The following is a 17,802-nucleotide window of genomic DNA, read 5'->3' as shown; positions in this document are numbered from 1 at the left end:
GCACGGGATCTCACCCCTTGAACGCGCCTTCCATGATTCCCTGCACCAGACGGCGCCCGACGAAGACGAACAGCACCAGCAGCGGAATGGTGGCCAGGAAGGAGCCGGACATGGCCAGTCCCAGATCGATGTCCCGGTTCTGCTGCAGCGCCTTGATGGCGATCTGGACGGTGTAGTTCTCCGGCGACTTCAGGACGATGAACGGCCACAGGAAGTCGTTCCACGCGTAGACGAACGTGAACAGCCCCAGGACGTACGCCGCCGGGCGGACGATCGGGAAGGCGATCCGCCAGAAGATCTGCCAGGTGGTCGCGCCGTCCACACGCGCCGCCTGCATCAGCTCGTCGCTGATGGTGCTGCCGATGTGTTGACGCATCCAGAAGATGCCGAACGCGCTGACCATTCCGGGAACGATCACCGCCTGCAGGCTGTCGACCCAGTTCAGTTGCGAGATGATCAGATACTGCGGCACCACGGCCAACTGCGCCGGCACCGTCATGGTCAGCACGACGACGAGGAACAGCGTGTTGCGGCCGGGAAAGGACAGCTTGGCGAAGGCGAAGCCGGCCAACGCGCAGAGCACCGCCTGGCCCACGGCGATCGTGGTGGCGACGACGAGGCTGTTCAGCAGGGACTGCACGAACGGCACGATGGTGAAGACCAGCTCCGCCAGGTGCAGGAAGTTGCCGCCGGGGGTGAGCGTCGGGGGGAGCGTCGTCGCGGTGGCGGAGTCCGTCGTCGCCACCACGAACATCCAGTAGAGCGGAAAGACGCTGACGAGCGCCATGAGGGTGAGCACCGCGTACACCGGGACCGGGACGCGGTTGGCCTGGCGCCGCCTGGCCCGCCCGGGCGCGGCGGTCGGGGGTACGGGCTTCATGGGCGCTCCGAACGGATTCGGGTGGTCAGCAGGTAGTTGAGTCCGGAGAAGGCCACCACGATGACGAAGAGCGCGACGCCGACCGCCGCGCCGTAGCCGAAGTGGAACTGCCCGAAGGACTGTTCGTAGAGGTAGAGGGTGACGGTCTGGCACTGCCGGGCCGCCCCGCACGTGAGGCCGCCCACCGGGTTGGCGAGCAGCGGCTCGGTGAACACCTGCAGCCCGCCGATGGTCGACGTCACGACGGTGAACGCGATGATCGGCCGCAACGAGGGGATGCTGATGTGCAGGAACTGTCTCCAGCCGCTCGCGCCGTCGGCGGCGGCGGCCTCGTACAGTTCCCGGGGAACCGCCTGCAGCGCGGCGAGGTACAGCAGTGTGTTGTATCCGGTCCAACGCCAGGCGATCATCGTCGCGATCATGATGTGGCTGCCCCACAGCGACGCCGTGAAGTCGATGTGGTCGAAGCCCAGCAGGCCGAGGAACCAGTTGATCATGCCGTAGTCGCGGTCGAACATCTGGGCGAAGACGATGGTCGTGGCCGCCACCGAGGTGACGTAGGGAACGAGCACCGACATCCGGAACAACGCGGCCAGCCGCAGCCGCGCGTGGTTGAGCAGGTGTGCCAGGCCGAGCGCCAGGAGCAACTGCGGCACCGTGGACAGCACCCAGATGCTGAACGTGTTCCGCAGCGCCCCCCAGAAGCGCGGGTCGTGCAGGAGTTCGGAGAAGTTGTCCAACCCCACGAAGCGGTGCTCGCCGATCGGATCCCAGTCGAACAGGGAGATGTAGAAGGTGAACAGCAACGGGAAGAGGCCGAAGATCAGGAAGAGCACGAAGAACGGCGAGATGTACGCGTACGGCGCCAGGAACTCCCGTACCCCCTGCCGGATCCGCCGCTTGCGACCGGGCCCCGGGGACTCCGGTGCGGCCGTGGCCGGGGTGAGCATGGTGGTCAAGGCGTCACCGTCATTCGCGTACGGCGTTCTTGACATTTGTCAGCGCGGTGTTCCACGCGTCGGCCGGTTTCACCTTGCCCTGCTCGACGCTGGTGAGCGTGTTGAGGAACTCGGTGCCGACGGGGCCGTCCTGCGGACCGAAGTAGAAGGGCTTGATCCCTACCACCGACTGGGTGTAGATCTTGCCGATCGGCGCGTTGCTGAAGAACGGGTCGGTCTTTCCGACCAGCTGCGGGTCCGTGTAGACCGACGGCGTGGTGGGCAGCGATCCCTGCATGAGGAAGTGGTCCAGCTGGCCCTTCGGCGACTGCATCTCGGAGATGTAGTTCCAGGCCGCCTTCGCGTTCTTGGCGCGCTTGGGGATGGCGAGGAAGCTGCCACCCCAGTTCCCCGAGCCCCCGGGAATGGTGGCGATGTCCCACTTGCCGTTCGTCTCGGGAGCGTTCGTCTTCATCTGGCTGAGCATCCAGGACGGTGAGCACACCACCGCGTAGTCGCCCTTCTTCATGGCCGCGGTCCAGCCGGACGAGAACGAACCCTGTTTGGCGGAGATGCCCGCGTCGAAGGCCTTCAGCGTCACGTCGAACGCCGCCTTGACCTGATCGTTGTCGTAGTCCAGCTTGCGGTCGGCGCTGTAGTAGCGCTGGCTGCCCTGGTTGACCGCCTGGAAGAAGACGCTTGTCGGCGTGTTGTCCACGAACGGTTTCCCGGTCTGCTGGACGTACTTCCGGCCGACGTCGATGAACTCGTCCCACGTCGGCCAGAGCTTGGCGACCTCGTCCCGGTCGGTGGGCAGGCCGGCCGCCTTGAACAGGTCGGTGCGGTACGCGACCGCCAGGCCGCCGACGTCGGTCGGCACGCCGATGATCTTTTTGTCCTCGGTCGTCGACTGCGCCATCACCCAGTCGAGGTAGTTGCCCTTGATGTCGTTCGCGCCCAGGGTGGTCAGGTCGACGAAGTTGTCCGGTGACTGCATGAACTTCGGCAGGTCGTCGGCCTGGATCAGCACCAGGTCGGGCACCTTGCCGCCGGCCAGCGCGGCGGTGAGCGCCTGCGCCGTCTCGGTCGTGCTGCCCACCTCGGTGAGCTTGACGCGCACGTCGGGGTGCGCCTTCGTGTAGACGTCGACGTCGGCCTTCTGGTTGATGTTGGCAAACGACCAGAACTCGAAGGTCTTCGAGTCGGACTTGCCATCCGATCCCCCACAGCCGGCAAGGAGGAGCGCGGCGGTGGCGAAGACGGCTGCGGTGGTCCGGACGCGTTTCAACGGCCCTCCATCGGTGATCGTGAGCGGTGGTGGTCGGAGATCGTCGCCTCCGAAACTTATCGAGAAATTTACATGTGATGATTTGGTGCGCTGAGGCTACTCACTGCGCCCGTCATCCGTCAACGACCTCGCTGCCAGCGAGAGCGCCGGACGGCAACGCGGCTTCCGACCCGGACGGCGCCGAAAGTTTCGGAGGAAGTGGCGCGACTTCCGGGCCACGTCAGCGGCCCGCGCCACAACGCCGCTCCGCCGGCGGGCGGGATGCGCGGAAACGTGGACCGGCCCCGAGCGCTGGTTACAGCCAGTCGTGTTCGCGGGCGTACCGCGCCGCTTCGTGGCGGGTCCGGGTCTGGGTCTTGCGCATGGCGTTGGACAGGTAGTTGCGTACCGTGCCCGGCGCGAGGTGCAGCCGGGCGGCGATGTCGACGACCGAGTAGCCCTCACCCGTGACCCGGAGCACGTCGACCTCGCGGTCGGTCAGCGGGCAGTCCTCGGTCACGGCGAGCACGGACACGTCCGGGTCGATCCAGCGTTTCCCCGCGTGCAGGGTGGCGATCACGGAGGTGATGTGGGCCGGCTCGGCGGACTTGCTGACGAAGCCCTGGACCCCGAGCCGCAGGGCCTTGCGCAGCACGCCGGGGCGGGCGTGCCGAGTCAGCATGAGGATCACCTGCTCCGGGTGCGCGCGACGGATCTCGGCGACCGCGCCGAGCCCGTCCACGCCCGGCATCTCCAGGTCGATGACCAGCACGTCGGGCCGGTGCCGCAGGGTGGCGGCGATCGCCGTCTCACCGTCGGGCGCCTCGGCGAGGACGGTGATCTCCCCCTCCATCGGCAGCAGCGCGGCCAGGGCCGAACGCAGCAGGACCTCGTCGTCGGCAAGGACGATGGTGATCACCGGCCGTCCTCCCCCGATGCCGTCGAAGCCGCGTCGATCCGAGCGGGTGGGAAGACGGCGACGGTCAGGAACCGCTCGGCGGTCTGGTGCACGGTCAGCTCGCCTCCGTCGTCCGCCACCCGTTGCCGCAGCGCGGAGAGCCCCCTGAGCTTCGGCGGGGAGTCGCCGCTCACCCCGTCGTTGACGATGGTGATGCCCGAGCCGGTGAGGGTGATCTGCACCTGGGTGGCCTGCGCGTGCCGCAGGATGTTCGTGGTCGTCTCACGCAGCACCTGGCCGAGCAGCTCGCCGGTGCGGGCGTCGACCGCGGCCTCCCGGGTCACCCGGACCCGGATGCCGGCGGCCTCGAACAGGTTCTTGGCGTTCTCGATCTCCGCGGTGAGGTTGAGCCGCCGTTGGCCGTTGGCGAGTTCCTTGGTCTGCGCGATGGTGTCGCTGACCAGGGCGTACGTCTCTGCCAACTCCTTGGCCACCCGGGCGGTGTCCCGGTCGAGCAGCTTCTGCGCCAGGGCGATCTTCAGTTTCACCACGTGCAGGGTGTGGCCCTGGATGTCGTGCAGGTCGCTGGCGAACCGGACGCGTTCCCGGACCACGGCCAGTTCCGCCTCGCGCTCACGGGTCTGCTCCAGCTCCCGGATCAGGTCGTAGAACCGCTCCCCGAGGACCGTCAGGAGGGCCACCACGACGGTGAGGACGGTCGGAACAAGGACGAAACGGACCAGCACCTCGCCGACGTCGTCGCGCTGCACCAGCAGCCGCGCCGCCCCGACGCCGGCAACGTAGGCGAACAGGCCGGCCATCACCCGGGCCCGCTGCCGCCGTACCTGGCGCAGGGCGAGCGAACCGACCGCGCAGATGCCCCAGTACGCGTTGGGACTGCCGGTGACCAGCACTCCCAGTGGCCACACCGCTCCGGCGACGACCGCGCAGGGCAGCACGAACCGGTCGAGGTCGTTGGCCGCCCACCGCTCGAAGGCCACCAGGGCCGCCACGGCCCCCGGCACCAGGACGACGACGTGCCACCAGGAACGCGCGTCCAGGTAGACCAGGACCACGGCGGCGATCACCACAGGCGGCAGTGCGGTGACGAGGTTGAGCCGGCGCAGCCTTCTCTGCGTCGAAGCGGTGAAGCGCGGTGCGGGAGCGGTCACCCTTCCAGTATCCGGCGGGCACCGGCCCCGACCAGTGACACCACGTCACATCCGGTCGTGACACCGCGCCACTGACGCCCCGGCCGCATCCGCGCTGTCATGGGTGCATGTCCACCACACCCGTCATCGAAGTCGGCCGGCTGAACCTGACCTACGGCGACTTCCACGCCGTCAGGGACCTCTCCTTCGAGGTGCGCCCCGGGGAGCTCTACGCCCTGCTGGGCACCAACGGGGCCGGGAAGACCTCGACCCTCGAGGTCGTCGAGGGACACCGCGCGCCGACCTCCGGCACCGTACGCGTCTTCGGCCACGGCCCGCGGGACCGACGCTCGGTCCGTCCCCGAATGGGCGTCATGCTCCAGGAGAGCGGTTTCTCCCCGGACCTCACGGTCCGCGAGTCCGTCGGCCTGATCGGCCGACTCAGCGGACGCAGCGACGACGTCGACCGGGTGCTCGACCTGGTCGACCTCACCGACCGGGCCGGCCGGCGGGTGTCCCAACTGTCCGGCGGGGAGAAGCGGCGGTTGGACTTCGCCACCGCCGTCTACGGCACCCCGGAACTGATCGTCCTGGACGAGCCGACCACCGGCCTGGACATCCAGACCCGCGACGCCGTCTGGGCGACGGTGGACCGGTTACGCGAGAACGGCGCCACCATCGTGCTCACCACCCACTACCTGGAGGAGGCGCAGCAGCGCGCCGACCGGATCGGGCTCATGCACCAGGGCGCCCTGTACCGCGAGGGCACCGTCTCCGAGTTGACCCGCAGCCTGCCGGCCGTCATCCGGTTCTCCCTCGCGGAACCGGTGCCGGTCCCGCCCGGCCATGGGGAGGTCGACGCCGACGGAAAGGTCGTGATCGAGACCTTCGACCTGCAGAAGGACCTGCACGCCCTGCTCGGGTGGGCGCAGGACCACGCGGTGGAGCTGCGGGACCTGCAGGCCGGACCGACCCGGCTCGACGACGTCTTCCGCGCCATCACCCGCTGAACCCCGTCCGCACAGGAGTGTCACATGTTGCCCATCGCGTCCAGTGAGCTGATCCAGATCTTCCGCAACCGGCTGGTGCTGGTCACCAGCCTCATCATTCCGTTCGCCGTCTCCGCCCTCTTCGTCCGCCAGCACGAGGTCTTCGCCGACATCGGCAGTCTCGGCTACATCGCGGCGATCGTGATGTTCACCGTGGCCGCGTTCGGGCTCTACGCCACCGCCGTAACCACCCTGGCCTCACGACGCCAGAATCTCTTCCTGAAACGACTGCGCTCCACCGCTGTCGCCGACTCCACCATTCTCGCCGGCCTGCTGCTGCCACCGACCACGATCGCGGTGGTGCAGGTGGCCGCGATCCTCACCGCGCTGGCCGTCGTGGCCGGCGGCCCGGCCAACGTCCCCCTGCTCGTGCTGGCGGTCATCGCGACCCTGGCCATGATGATCGCCCTGGCCCTGGCCACCGCCGGACTGACCAACTCCCCCGAGCACGCCCAGGTCACCACCCTGCCCGTCACCCTCGGCGTGATCGCCGTGGCCACCTGGGTGGGCATCGCCGGCACCGAGAACCTCGCCTGGCTCAAGCGGCTGCTGCCCGGCGGCGCGGCCACCGAACTGGCCAGGAACGCCTGGAACGGCGGTGTCGCCGTGACCGACTCCCTGTTCCTGCTCGCACCCACCCTGGGCTGGGTGGCCGTCGCCGTCGCCCTGGCCACCCGACTCTTCCGCTGGGAGCCCCGCCGATGACCGCCGACGACCGGACGCATTCGACTCCCCCGACCCTGGCCGAAGATCTCCTGCTCCTGCTGTTCCAACCCGGTTCCGGCACCATCGCGGGTGAGAACACCCTGTTCTACGTCCTCGGCGGAGCCGTCCTCGCCGACCTCGCCCTCGGCGACCACCTGACCACGGTGGATCGAGGCCGGATCCGGAGCGTGCCGGATCACCCGCCATCGAACCGCCTCCTACGCCCGGCGTGGGACTATCTCGCCGAGAAGCCGAGAGGGGTGCAGACGGCACTCGCGGCGATCGGCCCGGCGCTGCGTGAGCCGGTGTTGCAGCGGCTCGTCGCACGGGGGGACATCGACCAGGAGTCGCGCCGGGTTCTCGGCCTGTTCACGTCCACCGCCCTACGGGAAGGACGGACCGAACGCCGGACCCGTCTCCTCGCCGACGTCCGGCAGGCGCTCGTCGACGGCGTGCAGCCGGCGGCCCGGGTCGCCGCGCTCGGGGCCCTGCTCTCCGCGAGCGGAACACTCCCGCAGTTCCACCGGGAGATCCCCTGGAACTCGTCGGTGATCATGCGGGCCAAGGAACTCGAACGCGGCGACTGGGGCGCTGACGCCACGGCGCAGGCAGTGACCCGCACCGTGACGGCCACGGTCGTCAACAGCACCGTCGTGGCCGTCACCCTGCTTGCGCCACGCTAGTGCGGCCGGCCGAACAGGGTGGCCAACTCGGCGTCCGACGTGGCCAGGGCGGCCCGGTCGAAGGTACTGCCGGCGGCGACGAGTTCCGCGGCCCCGGTGCGGTCGAGCAGCTCGGCGAGCTCCCGCTCCACCTGCGCCGGCGGGCCGGCGATCGCCCTCGCGGCGGCCTGCTCGAGATGCTGTTGCTGGCGTGCGGTGCGGTGCGCGGACCGGCCTGCCTCCACCGGCTCCAGCGGCGGGAAGATCCCGGTGGCCCGGCTCTGCGCCATCGCCCAGGCCTCCGGCAACAGCAGGTCGGCGGCCTCCGCGGCGGTGTCGGCGATCAGCACGTCGAGGCTGACCGCCACCCACGGCCGGGACTGCTGTGGCGAGGGTCGGAAGGCGCGCCGGTACTCGGCCAGTGCCGCCAACCCGGGAGACGGATCGCCGCCGACTCCCAGCAGCGGGCCACCCACGATCACCGGCAGGCCCAGCTCGGCCGCGATCGACAGACCGCTTCCGGTGGCCAGCACGTACAGCGGCACTGGACCCTGCGGCTGCGGATGCAGGCTGATCTCCGCCGTCGCGGTGAGGAACCGGCGCAGCTCGGCGAGGTCCGCGGCGAAGTCGCCGTCGGTCTGCCGCAGCGCGCGGCGTACGGGCGCGGTGAACCCCGGCGAGCGGCCCAGTCCCAGGTCGACCCGGCCCGCGGCAAAGGCGGAGAGCGTCGCGAACTGCTCGGCGACCACGAGCGGTTGGTGGTGCGGCAGCATCACCCCGGCCGAACCGATCCGGATGGCGGCCGTGGCACCGGCGACGGCGGCCAGCAGCACCGCCGGAGCCGCGCCCGCGACACCGGGGACGCCGTGATGTTCCGCGACCCAGAAGCGGTCGTACCCCAGCCGCTCGGCATGCGCCGCCCGCGCCACCGTGCCCCGCAGCGCCTCGGAGTCGGCCTCGCCGACGCGGGTCCGGGACCGGTCCAGCAGTGACAGGCGCAGGCCGTTGTCCATCACCACAGATCCAGCATCGCCGGACCCCGGGCTTGTTCCCGGACCGACACACCCGGTTGTTCAGGGTTCAACCGGGCGACCCCGCGCGGGCGGACAGCGGGTGCCGCGTGGTCGAGAGCCGTCACGTCACGGCCGGCGCCCGCGGCTGCGACGGCGGGGACACCACCGCGGCCGCGGGCACCGGTCCGACCGGTCCGGTCTTCGACGGACGCTAGAAGCCGGCGGAGATCCGGCTGAACTCCCAGTCGCTCTGGGCGATGCCGCTACAGGTGGAGACCACGCCGCCGCCGGCGCAGCCGCGATCCCGGTTCACCGCCCAGAAGGTGAAGCGGGCGAGCCCGCTGCTCCTGGCGTAGTCACGGATCCGCGTCCAGGTAGCCGGCGTGGTCACCTCCTGCTGGTCGGACAGGCCGTTCATACCGGAGATGCCCATGTGGGCGTACGCCGTCTGGTCGTTCCAACCGAACGTCGACTTCAGTTGGTTCTTCAGGCCTTCCGCGGCGTTGCGCGTGCTGGTGTACATGTCGCTGCCGCCGCCGAAGTCGAACGGCATGATGGTGAAGACGTCCACGTTGGCGTTCAGTGCCCGGGCCTGGTTGATCAGCCGCACGCCGTGCACGTTGGGGCCGCTCGTGGTCGTACCGAAGGTCAGGATCGTGGTGACGCCCGGGTTGTTGCGCTTGATGATGCCCAGGGCGCTGACGATGCGGTCGGCGACCGTGTAGTTCTCGAACTCGTCGTAGTTCTCGATGTCGATGTCGATGGCCTTGAGGCCGAAGGTGTTGATGACCTTCTGGTACGCGCCGGCGAGGGCCTCCGGGGTGGAGCAGTTCGGGCCGAGCTTGTTGCCCTGCCAGCCGCCGATCGACGGGACGATGGTCGCGCCGGCCGCCTTGGCCTGGTTGATCCAGGACTCGTGCACGCCGCCGGTCAGGCCGCCCTCACCGTCCCAGACCGGGTTGCAGCCGTTCGCCAGCACGAACGCGACGGTGAACGCGCGCACGCCCTGACCGGTGATCGTCGAGGGCGCCGGCGGGTTGCCCCAGCCGGGATAGACGTACGGCGCCGCCGCCATCCGGCCGGCCGGCGGCGGGTTGGTCGGGCCGCTGGGCGGAGGGGTGGTCGGGGTGGTGCCGCCGCAGGTGCCCTGGTTCGCCCAGACGTCCCACTGGCCGCTGTGCGTGGCCGGGTTCTCGTTCTGGGTCCACCACTTGGCCTGGTAGTTGACGCCCTGGTAGGAGGCCTGGCCGCCGCCGACGTAGACGGCGGACGACGACCACGTGGGGTAGCAGGCCGCGGCCGCGTTCGACGTGGACATCGGGAGGATCGCGATCGCGGTGGCGGTGACCGTGACGGCGGCCAGGGCCAGGATCTTCTGCCTGAGTTTCATGACACTCTCCGGTGGGGGTTCAGGGAAGGGTGAGGAGATGGGGACGGACGGTGTCGGCGAAACCGTTGCCGTTGGTGACGTCCCAGTTGACCGACCACGTCATGGCGCCACGGATCCCGGGGTAGGTGCGCGGCGGCCGGAAGGAGCCGCAGTTGGTGCCCTTGCCGAGGCAGTCGAGTGCCTGGTTGACCACCGAGGGGTCGACGTAGCCGCCGCCGGCGGCGCTCGGTGCGGCCGGCAGTCCGAGGGACACCTGATCCGGCCGGAGCCCGTTCTCCAGCTGGATGCAGGCGAGCGCCACGAGGAAGTTGACCGACCCCTGGGCGTACGCGGCGCTGTTGTCGCAGCCGAGCATCGATCCGGAGTTGTAGAACTGCGTGTGGACGACGGTCAGGATGTCCTTGATGCTCAGCGCCAACTGGAAGTACTGGCTGCCGACGCTCTGCATGTCGATGGTCTGCGGCGCCATCGTGATGATCAGGTCGGGGTTCGTCCGGTTGCGGATGTCGCGCAGCGCCTGACCCAGGTACGTCGCGTCGACGCCGTTCTCCAGGTCGATGTCGACGCCGTCGAACCCGTAGGCGCCGATGAGGCTGACGATGGAGTTGGCGAAGTTCGTGGCGGCGCCGGAACTGGCGACCGAGATGGTGCCGCGCTCGCCGCCGACCGAGATGACGACCTTCTTGCCACGCGAGTGCAGGACGGCGAGGTCGTTGGTGAAGTCGGCGTCGGTGTAGCCGCCGAGTGAGGCGCTCAGGCCGGCGTCGATGCTGAACGAGACCGCGCCGGGCGTGCTCGTCGCATCGGCGAACGCGACCGCGATCAGGTCGTAGCTGGCCGGTACGTCACGGAGCCGGATCTCCTGGGCCGGGTTGTCGAAGTTCTGCCAGTAGCCGGTGAGGAAGTGCTTCGGCAGCTGACCGTTGCCGGTGGGCGGGGGTGTGGTGGGCGGCGGGGTGGGCGGGGGCGGGGGTGTGGTCGGGGGTCGCGTGGTGGGCGGCGGCGTCGTGGTCGGAGGTGGCGTGGTCGGCGGGGTGGTGCCGCCGCAGGCGCCCTGGTTCGCCCAGACGTCCCACTGGCCGCTGTGCGTGGCCGGGTTCTCGTTCTGGGTCCACCACTTGGCCTGGTAGTTGACGCCCTGGTAGGACACCTGGCCGCCGCCGACGTAGACGGCGGACGACGACCAGGTGGGGTAGCAGGCGGCGGCCGCGGAGGCGGACGTCGCCAGGTAGGCGGTGGTGACACCGGCGGCCAGCACGGCGGCCAGGGCGAGGATGGCGGGGCGGCGCATGGAGTGGGCCTTCCGGATCGGATCGGGACCGGGGCCCTATTATTAGGACTGTTAACAGTAAAGGTCCAGAGTTAGACCGACTTGAATTTTTCCCGGAACGGCCGGTGATCCCTGGCGCGCCCCTCCCGGCCGACTCGGCGTGCGGGGTGGCGACGAGGTCGAGGCCACCCGGCTCGCGGGCGGCGTCGCCGGCCCGGGTCACCCTGGCGCCGCAGCCCGCAGGACGGGCGCCGACGACCCAGGACCCGCATCGGATTGTGGAGGAGGGGCCGTCGACGACGCTGCTCACAGCGATGGACGGCAATGCCGCACGGCACGACTGCGGCACTCTCGCATCGACGCACTTGCGCGGCCGGTCCATGCTGTCCGTAGCGGTGGCCGCACGCGGAACTGTCGGAGAGTGGCATGTCGAGTTCTCAGACCAGGGCGTCATGGCGCCGGAAGACGCTGATCTCACTGGCCGCGATCGCGGCGATGGGCCTGGTCGCCCTCTCTCCCGTGGCAATGACCTGGATGACGGACCTCTCGGCCCAGTGGGGTGACCTCTCCAACATTGGTCAGGCGTACGGTGGCACGTCAGCCATACTTTCCGGCCTCGCCCTCATTGGCGTGTCAATATCCCTGCTGATCCAGAACAACTTGAACAGGATCAGTCAGGTCCACCTCATTCGCCAGAGACAGTTCGACATCGTGAAGCTGGCTCTCGAAAATCCGCAATTCCTTTATGTTGATGGATCAGCTGCTACCAGTGATCCCGATGCGGCACTGAAGGTGTACGCGAATCTGTTCGTGGGCCACTGGGCAATGGTGTGGGACCTCGGCGAAATGAAGGAGGACACGCTGCACGTCGTAGCGAGGCGCCTCTTCGAGTCGGGGACCGCTCGCGAGTGGTGGGACACCAACGGGGGGTCATATCTCAGTTCGCGACGACGTCGGCGTTTCTGGGCAATCCTGTCCGAGGAATCCGAGAAGGCCGCCCAAGTCGCCGCAGAGGCATCCAGGAGCCGAGCTGCCCAGCTCACCGGTTCGGGTTCAGGGCGACAGCCCCCGCCCGGCTCCCGCCAGACCTTTATTGTCGGCATAGCGGCAGGGGTCGCGATTGGTATCCTGCTACAGCCGACAGGGCGGCGTTTTCTCGACAAATTCTGACACCACCGCGGAGACACCCTGCGTAGGCCCTATTCGAGGTCGGACTTCCCCGTGGCGTGCGCTGCCTCGGCAAAGTCGCTGCCGACGTTGAGGATGAACATCCTCCAGGCTGAATTACAGAAGGTGAGAACCAGGCCGTCAGGATCTTTTGAGTCCCTCACCAAGGCCTGATGCCGATTTCTTGCCACTTCGATGCACTCCTGGGTCAATGTGCTGCGACTGCTCTTGACCCAGACCAGTGGCCGATTGTCGCGATACTCGGACATCAATTGAAAGCTCCTTACCAACGACCCCGCCGATTCAACTCCTCTTCCAGAGAGCGTCAGAGCGTAAAATATCTGGACTGCGACGATCTCGTCGCACACGGTGTGCGACGAGCGACCACGACATCGTGGAAGTTGGAGCGATACCGTCGCCGTTTTCTCACCAGCCCTTGTCACTCCTCTCCAACATGTGGCCGGGTCTTCGAGGGTGAACGGGCGGATCTCGGCACCGAAGGACGCGACCCGGCTCGGGTCAGACCGCGAGGGCCGCGCGCACCTCGCGCTCCGCCGTGACTCCCCCGTCGCCGTGCGAGGTGACCCGGCCGGATTCGAGGACGTGGTAGCTCGGGCCTACCCCTCCCCCGGTCGCCGGCGCAGGTGGCCGATGCCGTGCTGGTCGAGCCAGGTGACCGTGCGCAGCACGAACGTCGGCGCCGACGAGCCGGCGCCGACGTCGGTGGCGACCAGCGGCACCTGGGCGGCGACCGGGAGCAGGGTGGACCGCCAGCAGGCCGGCGTGGCGCAGGCCGATCGGTCGTCGACGCGCCAGGCGGCAGCCACGCTGCGGCCGTCCGGGTCGGCCGGGCGGTATTCCAGCCACCGACTCAGGTCGTTGCCGCCGTCGATCCCGGCGGCGAGGACCAGGTTGAACGAGCCTCGGACGCGAAGCAGGCGGATCTGCTCCTGCACGCCGAAGTTCGGCAGGCCGGTGCCCAGGCACGCGGGACCGCCGTCACGCCAGCAGGTCCAGACCGCCGCGGCATCGGTGCCGCCGGCCGCCGGGAAGGTGTCGGGCGAGATGTCGAAGACCACCGCGTTGTCGTCCCCGAACACCTCCGCCGCCGCGCTCCAGAACGAGCGGGCGGCGAGATCGTCGCTCTGGCGCAGCGACACGATGGGTGTGATGCCGGCCCGGACGAGCCGGTCGACGTACCGGGCCGCCTCGTCGAGGTAGCCGACGCGGTTCCGTCTGTCGGTAGGGCTTCCGGTGTAGACGTAGCAGGCGTCGCTCAGCACGACCCGTACCGCGTCGACGCCGCGGGCCCGCAGCGCGCCCACGGAGACGTCGTCGACCGGACCGTCCCAGCGGATCGGTCCCCACGCGCACTCGGCGGACACGGCCGACCGGATGATTCCGCGTGGCCGGTAGGGCCTCGGGTCGGCGGTGACCGTGCGGATGCGGTTACCGAATGCCTTGAGCGCGGGTGCGGCACCGGGTGCCGGCGGTGGGAGCACCCGGACGCCGCGGACCTCGGCGGTGGCCTGGGCGCCGCTGCTGTCGTAGGCGGTGGCGGTGACGCGGGTGCCGCTGTTCGGCGGCACGCCGCGCCAGTCGAACGCGTACGGCTCGGTGGTGTCCACGGCGAGCAACGTGCCGCGCTCCCGGAACTCGACCCGCTCGATCCGCCGGCCGGCCGCCGCCGTGGCCTGCGCCCGGATCGGGACGACGCCTGGCGCGGCGAAGAAGTCGTTGGGTAGGGGCGAGGTGAGCGCCACCGACGGCCCGCCCGGCAGTGGGCTGGGGCTGGGCTGCGGGCTGCCCGAGGCCGGCGGCGGCGAGTGGGTCGGACCGGCGACGTCCACGTCGCACGGCTGGCCGCTCAACACCCAGTCGGTCGGCTCGGGGTCCGCGACCCGGTGGTTGCCGCCGAACCGCACCGTCACCGAGGCGCCCGCCGGCAGCGTGGACCCCGGCGGTGGGCGGAGCGTGGTGACCGGGTACAACTCACCGCTGCCAAGCGTGTATCCGTCCGGCAGCCGGTCGAGGCCCATGGTGATCGTTTGATCCCTGGCCTGTCGGAACCGCAGCCACCAGTCGGTGACGGGAGCGCCCAGGTTGGTGACGGTGAGCTCGGCCCAGAAGCCGTTGGACCACTCACGGGTGATCGTGTAGTCCACGGTGCACACGGTCGCGGCGTAGGCCGGCCGCAGCACCATCGTCATGGCCCCGCCGACGACGACCGCAGCGGCCGTGGCCAGCGCGAAGATCCTGCGTCGCATCATGCCCCCGCATACATTGATGAAAGTCGCTCGATAAAGCCTCGACGGCCGGGACAGGTCTGTCAATACCGCAGCGGCCCGGGCGGGACCGTCGCCCACACCGAACCGGTCGGTGACGTGTGGACCGGACCGTGCGGCCGTCCATGAAGGAGGGCGTGGGGCGTGGCATCATGAGGCAGAGCCGAGTTCCGGGCACAGGGCAACCACAGGGCACCGCCATCGATTCCCGAAGGGAATGCTCATGCGCATCCGGCTCCGCGGATCCACGCGCCCCTCTCGTACCCGGACAGCCGTCGTCGGCGTGGCCACGGCGGTCGCGCTCGCCGCGACCGGCCTGACCCTGACCCCGGTCGCGGCGGCTCAGACGCTGCCCTACCAGGATCCGTCCCTGCCCGTGGCTCAGCGGGTGGTGGACCTGCTGTCGCGAATGACGCTGGACGAGAAGATCGGCCAGATGACCCAGGCCGAACGCGCCAAGGTCAGTCCGGCCGACGTGACCACCTACCGGCTCGGCTCCATCCTGTCCGGCGGCGGCTCGGCGCCGTCGCCGAACACTCCGGCCGGCTGGGCCGACATGTACGACGCCTTCCAGCGGGGCGGGTTGGCCACGCCGCTCGGCATCCCGATGCTCTACGGCTCGGACGCCGTGCACGGACACAACAACGTGGTCGGCGCGACGATCTTCCCGCACAACATCGGCCTGGGTGCCACCCGCGACCCGGGCCTGGCCGAGCGGATCGGCCGGGCGACCGCCGAGGAGGTCACCGGCACCGGCGTGGACTGGACCTTCTCGCCCTGCCTCTGCGTGGCCCGCAACGACCGCTGGGGCCGCACCTACGAGTCGTTCGGCGAGAAGCCCGAGCTGGCGACGCAGATGAGCACCATCGTCACCGGCTACCAGGGCACCACGCTCGGCGGACCGGCCAGCGTGCTGGCCACCGCCAAGCACTACGTCGGCGACGGGGGGACCACGAACGGCACCGACCAGGGCAACGCCCAGATCTCCGAAGCGGAGCTGCGGGCCGTCCACCTGCCGCCGTTCGTCGAGGCCATCCGCAGGGGCGTGGGCTCGATCATGATCTCGTACAGCAGCTGGAACGGGCAGAAGCTGCACGGCAACCGCTACCTCGTCACCGACCTGCTGAAGAACGAGCTGGGCTTCACCGGCTTCGTGGTCTCCGACTGGAACGGCATCGACCAGATCGACGGCGCTCCCGGCTTCACCGGCGCCGAGGTGGCGCAGGCGGTCAACGCCGGCATCGACATGGTGATGGCGCCCGACGGCTGGCGGTCCTTCATCACGCTCCTGCGCGGCGAGGTGCAGGCGGGCCGGGTGCCGCTGTCGCGCATCGACGACGCCAACCGGCGGATCCTGACCAAGAAGTTCGAACTGGGCCTCTTCGAGCGCCCTCTCGCGGACCGCTCGTACGCGGGCACCGTGGGCAGCGCGGCACACCGCGAGTTGGCCCGCGAGGCGGTGGCCAAGTCGCAGGTGCTGCTGAAGAACGGTGGCGCGCTTCCGCTGCGCACCAACAGCCGGATCTTCGTCGCCGGCAGGAACGCCGACGACATCGGCAACCAGAGCGGCGGGTGGACCGTCAGCTGGCAGGGCGGCAGCGGCAACACCACCCCGGGCACGACGATCCTGCAGGGCATCCGGAACACCGTCGGCTCGGCCGGCACCGTTACCTACAACCTCAACGGCAGCGGCATCGACTCCTCCTACGACGTCGCGGTCGCGGTGGTCGGCGAGACGCCGTACGCCGAGGGCCAGGGCGACCGACCCGCCGGCATGGGTCTGGACGCCACCGACCTGAACACCATCAACACGCTGCGCGCGGCCGGCGTGCCGGTGGTGGTCGTGCTGGTCTCCGGCCGCCCACTGGACATCGCGGCACAGGTGCCGAACTGGAACTCCCTGGTGGCCGCCTGGCTGCCCGGCACCGAGGGCCAGGGCGTGGCGGACGTGCTGTTCGCGGTGCGCCAGCCCACCGGCAAGCTGCCGGTGACCTGGATGCAGTCGGCCGGCCAGCAGCCGATCAACGACGGCGACGGCAAGGCCCCGCTGTTCCCGTACGGCCATGGGCTGAGCTACGGCAACCCGGCGCCGGACACCACCCCGCCTACCGCGCCGAGCAACCTACGGGCCACCGTCAGCGGCACGTCCGCCACGCTGACCTGGTCGCCGTCCACCGACGACGTGGGCGTGCGGGAGTACGTCGTCCACGAGGTGGCCGGCACGTCCGACACGGTGTACGGCCGGACAGCCACCCCGTCCATCACGATCAGCGGGCTGGTTCCCGGCGCGTCGCGGCAGTTCTACGTGGTCGCGACCGACGCGGCCGGCAACATCTCGGCGGCCTCGCCGCCGGTCGTGGTGCAGGCGGCGGGGGTGGACCCCACGCCGACGCCGACGCCCACGTCCGGCGCGGCCGCCTGCCACGTCACCTACGCGACAAACGACTGGGGCGGTGGCTTCAGCGCCACCATCACCGTGCGCAACACCGGCACCGTCGCGCTGTCCGGTTGGACGCTGCGCTTCGCGTTCCCCGACGCCGGCCAGCGCGTCACCCAGGGCTGGTCGGCCACCTGGTCGCAGAGCGGCACGACGGTGACGGCGAGCAACGCCGCGTGGAACGGCTCGCTGCCGGCCGGCGCGTCCACCGGGCTCGGCTTCAACGGCACCTTCAGCGGCACCAACCCACGCCCGGCCTCGTTCACGCTCAACGGGGCACCGTGCACCGCCGGGTGACCGGCCAGCCGTAGCACCACCCGCGGTGTGTCGGTGTCGTCACCTGTTGACACGCCGGCGCACCGCCGGCGGTGGACTCTCGGCCCGTCCCGGCAGTCGCTTACTCCCCTGGGCTGCGCCTCATATACATTGATGATAATCAATAATAGGCGCTGGTGGCCGCGTCCAGCTCTCCGGCAACCACCGGCCCCGCATCCACCGACCTCACCTGGAGGACCCCCGATGAACTGGCGTCCGACCACGGCCGCACTCACCGGCCTGTGCCTCGCACTCACCACCGCACCAGGCCCCGCCGGCGCCGCACCCCCGGCACCTCCGCACGCCGCTCGTGTGAACGTTCACACCAACCCGCTCGCCGGCCCGCCCGGCGCGCCTCCCGGGGTCTGCCCGGGA

The 17,802-nt window shown here is 69.8% G+C and carries 15 protein-coding genes; 5 read left to right on the top strand and 10 right to left on the bottom strand.

Annotated features, from left to right (window positions below; genetic code table 11):
• Nucleotides 1-10: 10 nt before the first annotated feature.
• The 5 genes from O7598_RS10160 to O7598_RS10140 form a co-directional block, all read right to left on the bottom strand.
• Nucleotides 11-880, bottom strand: coding sequence for a carbohydrate ABC transporter permease (locus O7598_RS10160; protein ID WP_269691060.1), 870 nt, complete (start codon nucleotides 878-880; stop codon nucleotides 11-13).
• Nucleotides 877-1,830, bottom strand: coding sequence for a carbohydrate ABC transporter permease (locus O7598_RS10155; protein ID WP_269694830.1), 954 nt, complete (start codon nucleotides 1,828-1,830; stop codon nucleotides 877-879). The genes O7598_RS10160 and O7598_RS10155 overlap by 4 nt, the downstream gene beginning before the upstream one ends.
• 19 nt (nucleotides 1,831-1,849) lie before the next feature.
• The gene (locus O7598_RS10150; RefSeq protein ID WP_269691059.1) at nucleotides 1,850-3,106 is read right to left on the bottom strand and encodes an ABC transporter substrate-binding protein; all 1,257 of its coding nucleotides are present in this window, start codon (nucleotides 3,104-3,106) and stop codon (nucleotides 1,850-1,852) included.
• Between the two features lie 295 nt (nucleotides 3,107-3,401).
• Nucleotides 3,402-4,004, bottom strand: a complete 603-nt coding sequence (locus O7598_RS10145) for a response regulator transcription factor (RefSeq protein WP_269691058.1) — start codon at nucleotides 4,002-4,004, stop codon at nucleotides 3,402-3,404.
• A complete protein-coding gene (locus tag O7598_RS10140) occupies nucleotides 4,001-5,155 on the bottom strand; it encodes a sensor histidine kinase (protein ID WP_269691057.1) in 1,155 nt (384 codons plus the stop codon). The genes O7598_RS10145 and O7598_RS10140 overlap by 4 nt, the downstream gene beginning before the upstream one ends.
• 107 nt (nucleotides 5,156-5,262) lie before the next feature.
• Here O7598_RS10140 and O7598_RS10135 point away from each other — a divergent pair, with 107 nt between their 5' ends.
• The 3 genes from O7598_RS10135 to O7598_RS10125 are packed head-to-tail and all read left to right on the top strand — an operon-like array spanning nucleotide 5,263 to nucleotide 7,571.
• A complete protein-coding gene (locus O7598_RS10135; RefSeq protein ID WP_269691056.1) occupies nucleotides 5,263-6,144 on the top strand; it encodes an ABC transporter ATP-binding protein in 882 nt (293 codons plus the stop codon).
• 24 nt (nucleotides 6,145-6,168) lie between these two features.
• Entirely contained in the window at nucleotides 6,169-6,888 is a 720-nt protein-coding gene (locus O7598_RS10130) for an ABC transporter permease (RefSeq protein ID WP_269691055.1), read from the top strand.
• Nucleotides 6,885-7,571, top strand: a complete 687-nt coding sequence (locus O7598_RS10125; RefSeq protein ID WP_269691054.1) for a GOLPH3/VPS74 family protein — start codon at nucleotides 6,885-6,887, stop codon at nucleotides 7,569-7,571. Before O7598_RS10130 ends, O7598_RS10125 begins: the two co-directional genes overlap by 4 nt.
• On the opposite strand, the gene O7598_RS10120 is transcribed toward O7598_RS10125, so the two are convergent.
• The 3 genes from O7598_RS10120 to O7598_RS10110 all read right to left on the bottom strand — a co-directional run bounded on the left by O7598_RS10120 (nucleotide 7,568) and on the right by O7598_RS10110 (nucleotide 11,244).
• Entirely contained in the window at nucleotides 7,568-8,563 is a 996-nt protein-coding gene (locus O7598_RS10120) for an MsnO8 family LLM class oxidoreductase (protein ID WP_269694829.1), read from the bottom strand. The two genes, O7598_RS10125 and O7598_RS10120, sit on opposite strands and share 4 nt — an antisense overlap.
• A 211-nt stretch (nucleotides 8,564-8,774) precedes the next feature.
• The gene (locus tag O7598_RS10115) at nucleotides 8,775-9,953 is read right to left on the bottom strand and encodes a carbohydrate-binding protein (protein WP_269691053.1); all 1,179 of its coding nucleotides are present in this window, start codon (nucleotides 9,951-9,953) and stop codon (nucleotides 8,775-8,777) included.
• Between the two features lie 19 nt (nucleotides 9,954-9,972).
• On the bottom strand, nucleotides 9,973-11,244 hold the full coding sequence (locus O7598_RS10110) for a chitinase (protein WP_269691052.1): 1,272 nt from the start codon (nucleotides 11,242-11,244) through the stop codon (nucleotides 9,973-9,975).
• Between the two features lie 405 nt (nucleotides 11,245-11,649).
• Here O7598_RS10110 and O7598_RS10105 point away from each other — a divergent pair, with 405 nt between their 5' ends.
• Nucleotides 11,650-12,393 (top strand): DUF6082 family protein, encoded by a 744-nt coding sequence (locus O7598_RS10105; RefSeq protein WP_269691051.1) that lies wholly within the window; start codon nucleotides 11,650-11,652, stop codon nucleotides 12,391-12,393.
• 29 nt (nucleotides 12,394-12,422) lie between these two features.
• On the opposite strand, the gene O7598_RS10100 is transcribed toward O7598_RS10105, so the two are convergent.
• Nucleotides 12,423-12,659, bottom strand: coding sequence for a DUF397 domain-containing protein (locus tag O7598_RS10100; protein WP_269691050.1), 237 nt, complete (start codon nucleotides 12,657-12,659; stop codon nucleotides 12,423-12,425).
• 348 nt (nucleotides 12,660-13,007) lie between these two features.
• Complete coding sequence (locus O7598_RS10095; RefSeq protein WP_269691049.1) at nucleotides 13,008-14,660, bottom strand: Ig-like domain-containing protein; 1,653 nt, start codon at nucleotides 14,658-14,660, stop codon at nucleotides 13,008-13,010.
• 298 nt (nucleotides 14,661-14,958) lie between these two features.
• Between O7598_RS10095 and O7598_RS10090 the strand changes: the two genes are divergently transcribed.
• The gene (locus O7598_RS10090) at nucleotides 14,959-17,409 is read left to right on the top strand and encodes a glycoside hydrolase family 3 N-terminal domain-containing protein (protein WP_269691048.1); all 2,451 of its coding nucleotides are present in this window, start codon (nucleotides 14,959-14,961) and stop codon (nucleotides 17,407-17,409) included.
• Nucleotides 17,410-17,802 lie beyond the last annotated feature (393 nt).

The organism is Micromonospora sp. WMMC241, from assembly GCF_027460165.1.
Lineage (GTDB): Bacteria > Actinomycetota > Actinomycetes > Mycobacteriales > Micromonosporaceae > Micromonospora > Micromonospora humi.
The sequence above is the reverse complement of the archived record's forward strand: the minus strand, read 5'-3'. Positions and strand labels throughout refer to the sequence as shown.

What these genes read in the sequence shown, in the direction of transcription:
- O7598_RS10160 (WP_269691060.1), bottom strand. Translation starts at nt 880, where the DNA reads ATGAAGCCCGTACCCCCGACCGCCGCGCCCGGGCGGGCCAGGCGGCGC.
- O7598_RS10155 (WP_269694830.1), bottom strand. Translation starts at nt 1,830, where the DNA reads ATGCTCACCCCGGCCACGGCCGCACCGGAGTCCCCGGGGCCCGGTCGC.
- O7598_RS10135 (WP_269691056.1), top strand. Translation starts at nt 5,263, where the DNA reads ATGTCCACCACACCCGTCATCGAAGTCGGCCGGCTGAACCTGACCTAC.
- O7598_RS10130 (WP_269691055.1), top strand. Translation starts at nt 6,169, where the DNA reads ATGTTGCCCATCGCGTCCAGTGAGCTGATCCAGATCTTCCGCAACCGG.
- O7598_RS10125 (WP_269691054.1), top strand. Translation starts at nt 6,885, where the DNA reads ATGACCGCCGACGACCGGACGCATTCGACTCCCCCGACCCTGGCCGAA.
- O7598_RS10120 (WP_269694829.1), bottom strand. Translation starts at nt 8,563, where the DNA reads ATGGACAACGGCCTGCGCCTGTCACTGCTGGACCGGTCCCGGACCCGC.
- O7598_RS10115 (WP_269691053.1), bottom strand. Translation starts at nt 9,953, where the DNA reads ATGAAACTCAGGCAGAAGATCCTGGCCCTGGCCGCCGTCACGGTCACC.
- O7598_RS10110 (WP_269691052.1), bottom strand. Translation starts at nt 11,244, where the DNA reads ATGCGCCGCCCCGCCATCCTCGCCCTGGCCGCCGTGCTGGCCGCCGGT.
- O7598_RS10105 (WP_269691051.1), top strand. Translation starts at nt 11,650, where the DNA reads ATGTCGAGTTCTCAGACCAGGGCGTCATGGCGCCGGAAGACGCTGATC.
- O7598_RS10100 (WP_269691050.1), bottom strand. Translation starts at nt 12,659, where the DNA reads ATGTCCGAGTATCGCGACAATCGGCCACTGGTCTGGGTCAAGAGCAGT.
- O7598_RS10095 (WP_269691049.1), bottom strand. Translation starts at nt 14,660, where the DNA reads ATGATGCGACGCAGGATCTTCGCGCTGGCCACGGCCGCTGCGGTCGTC.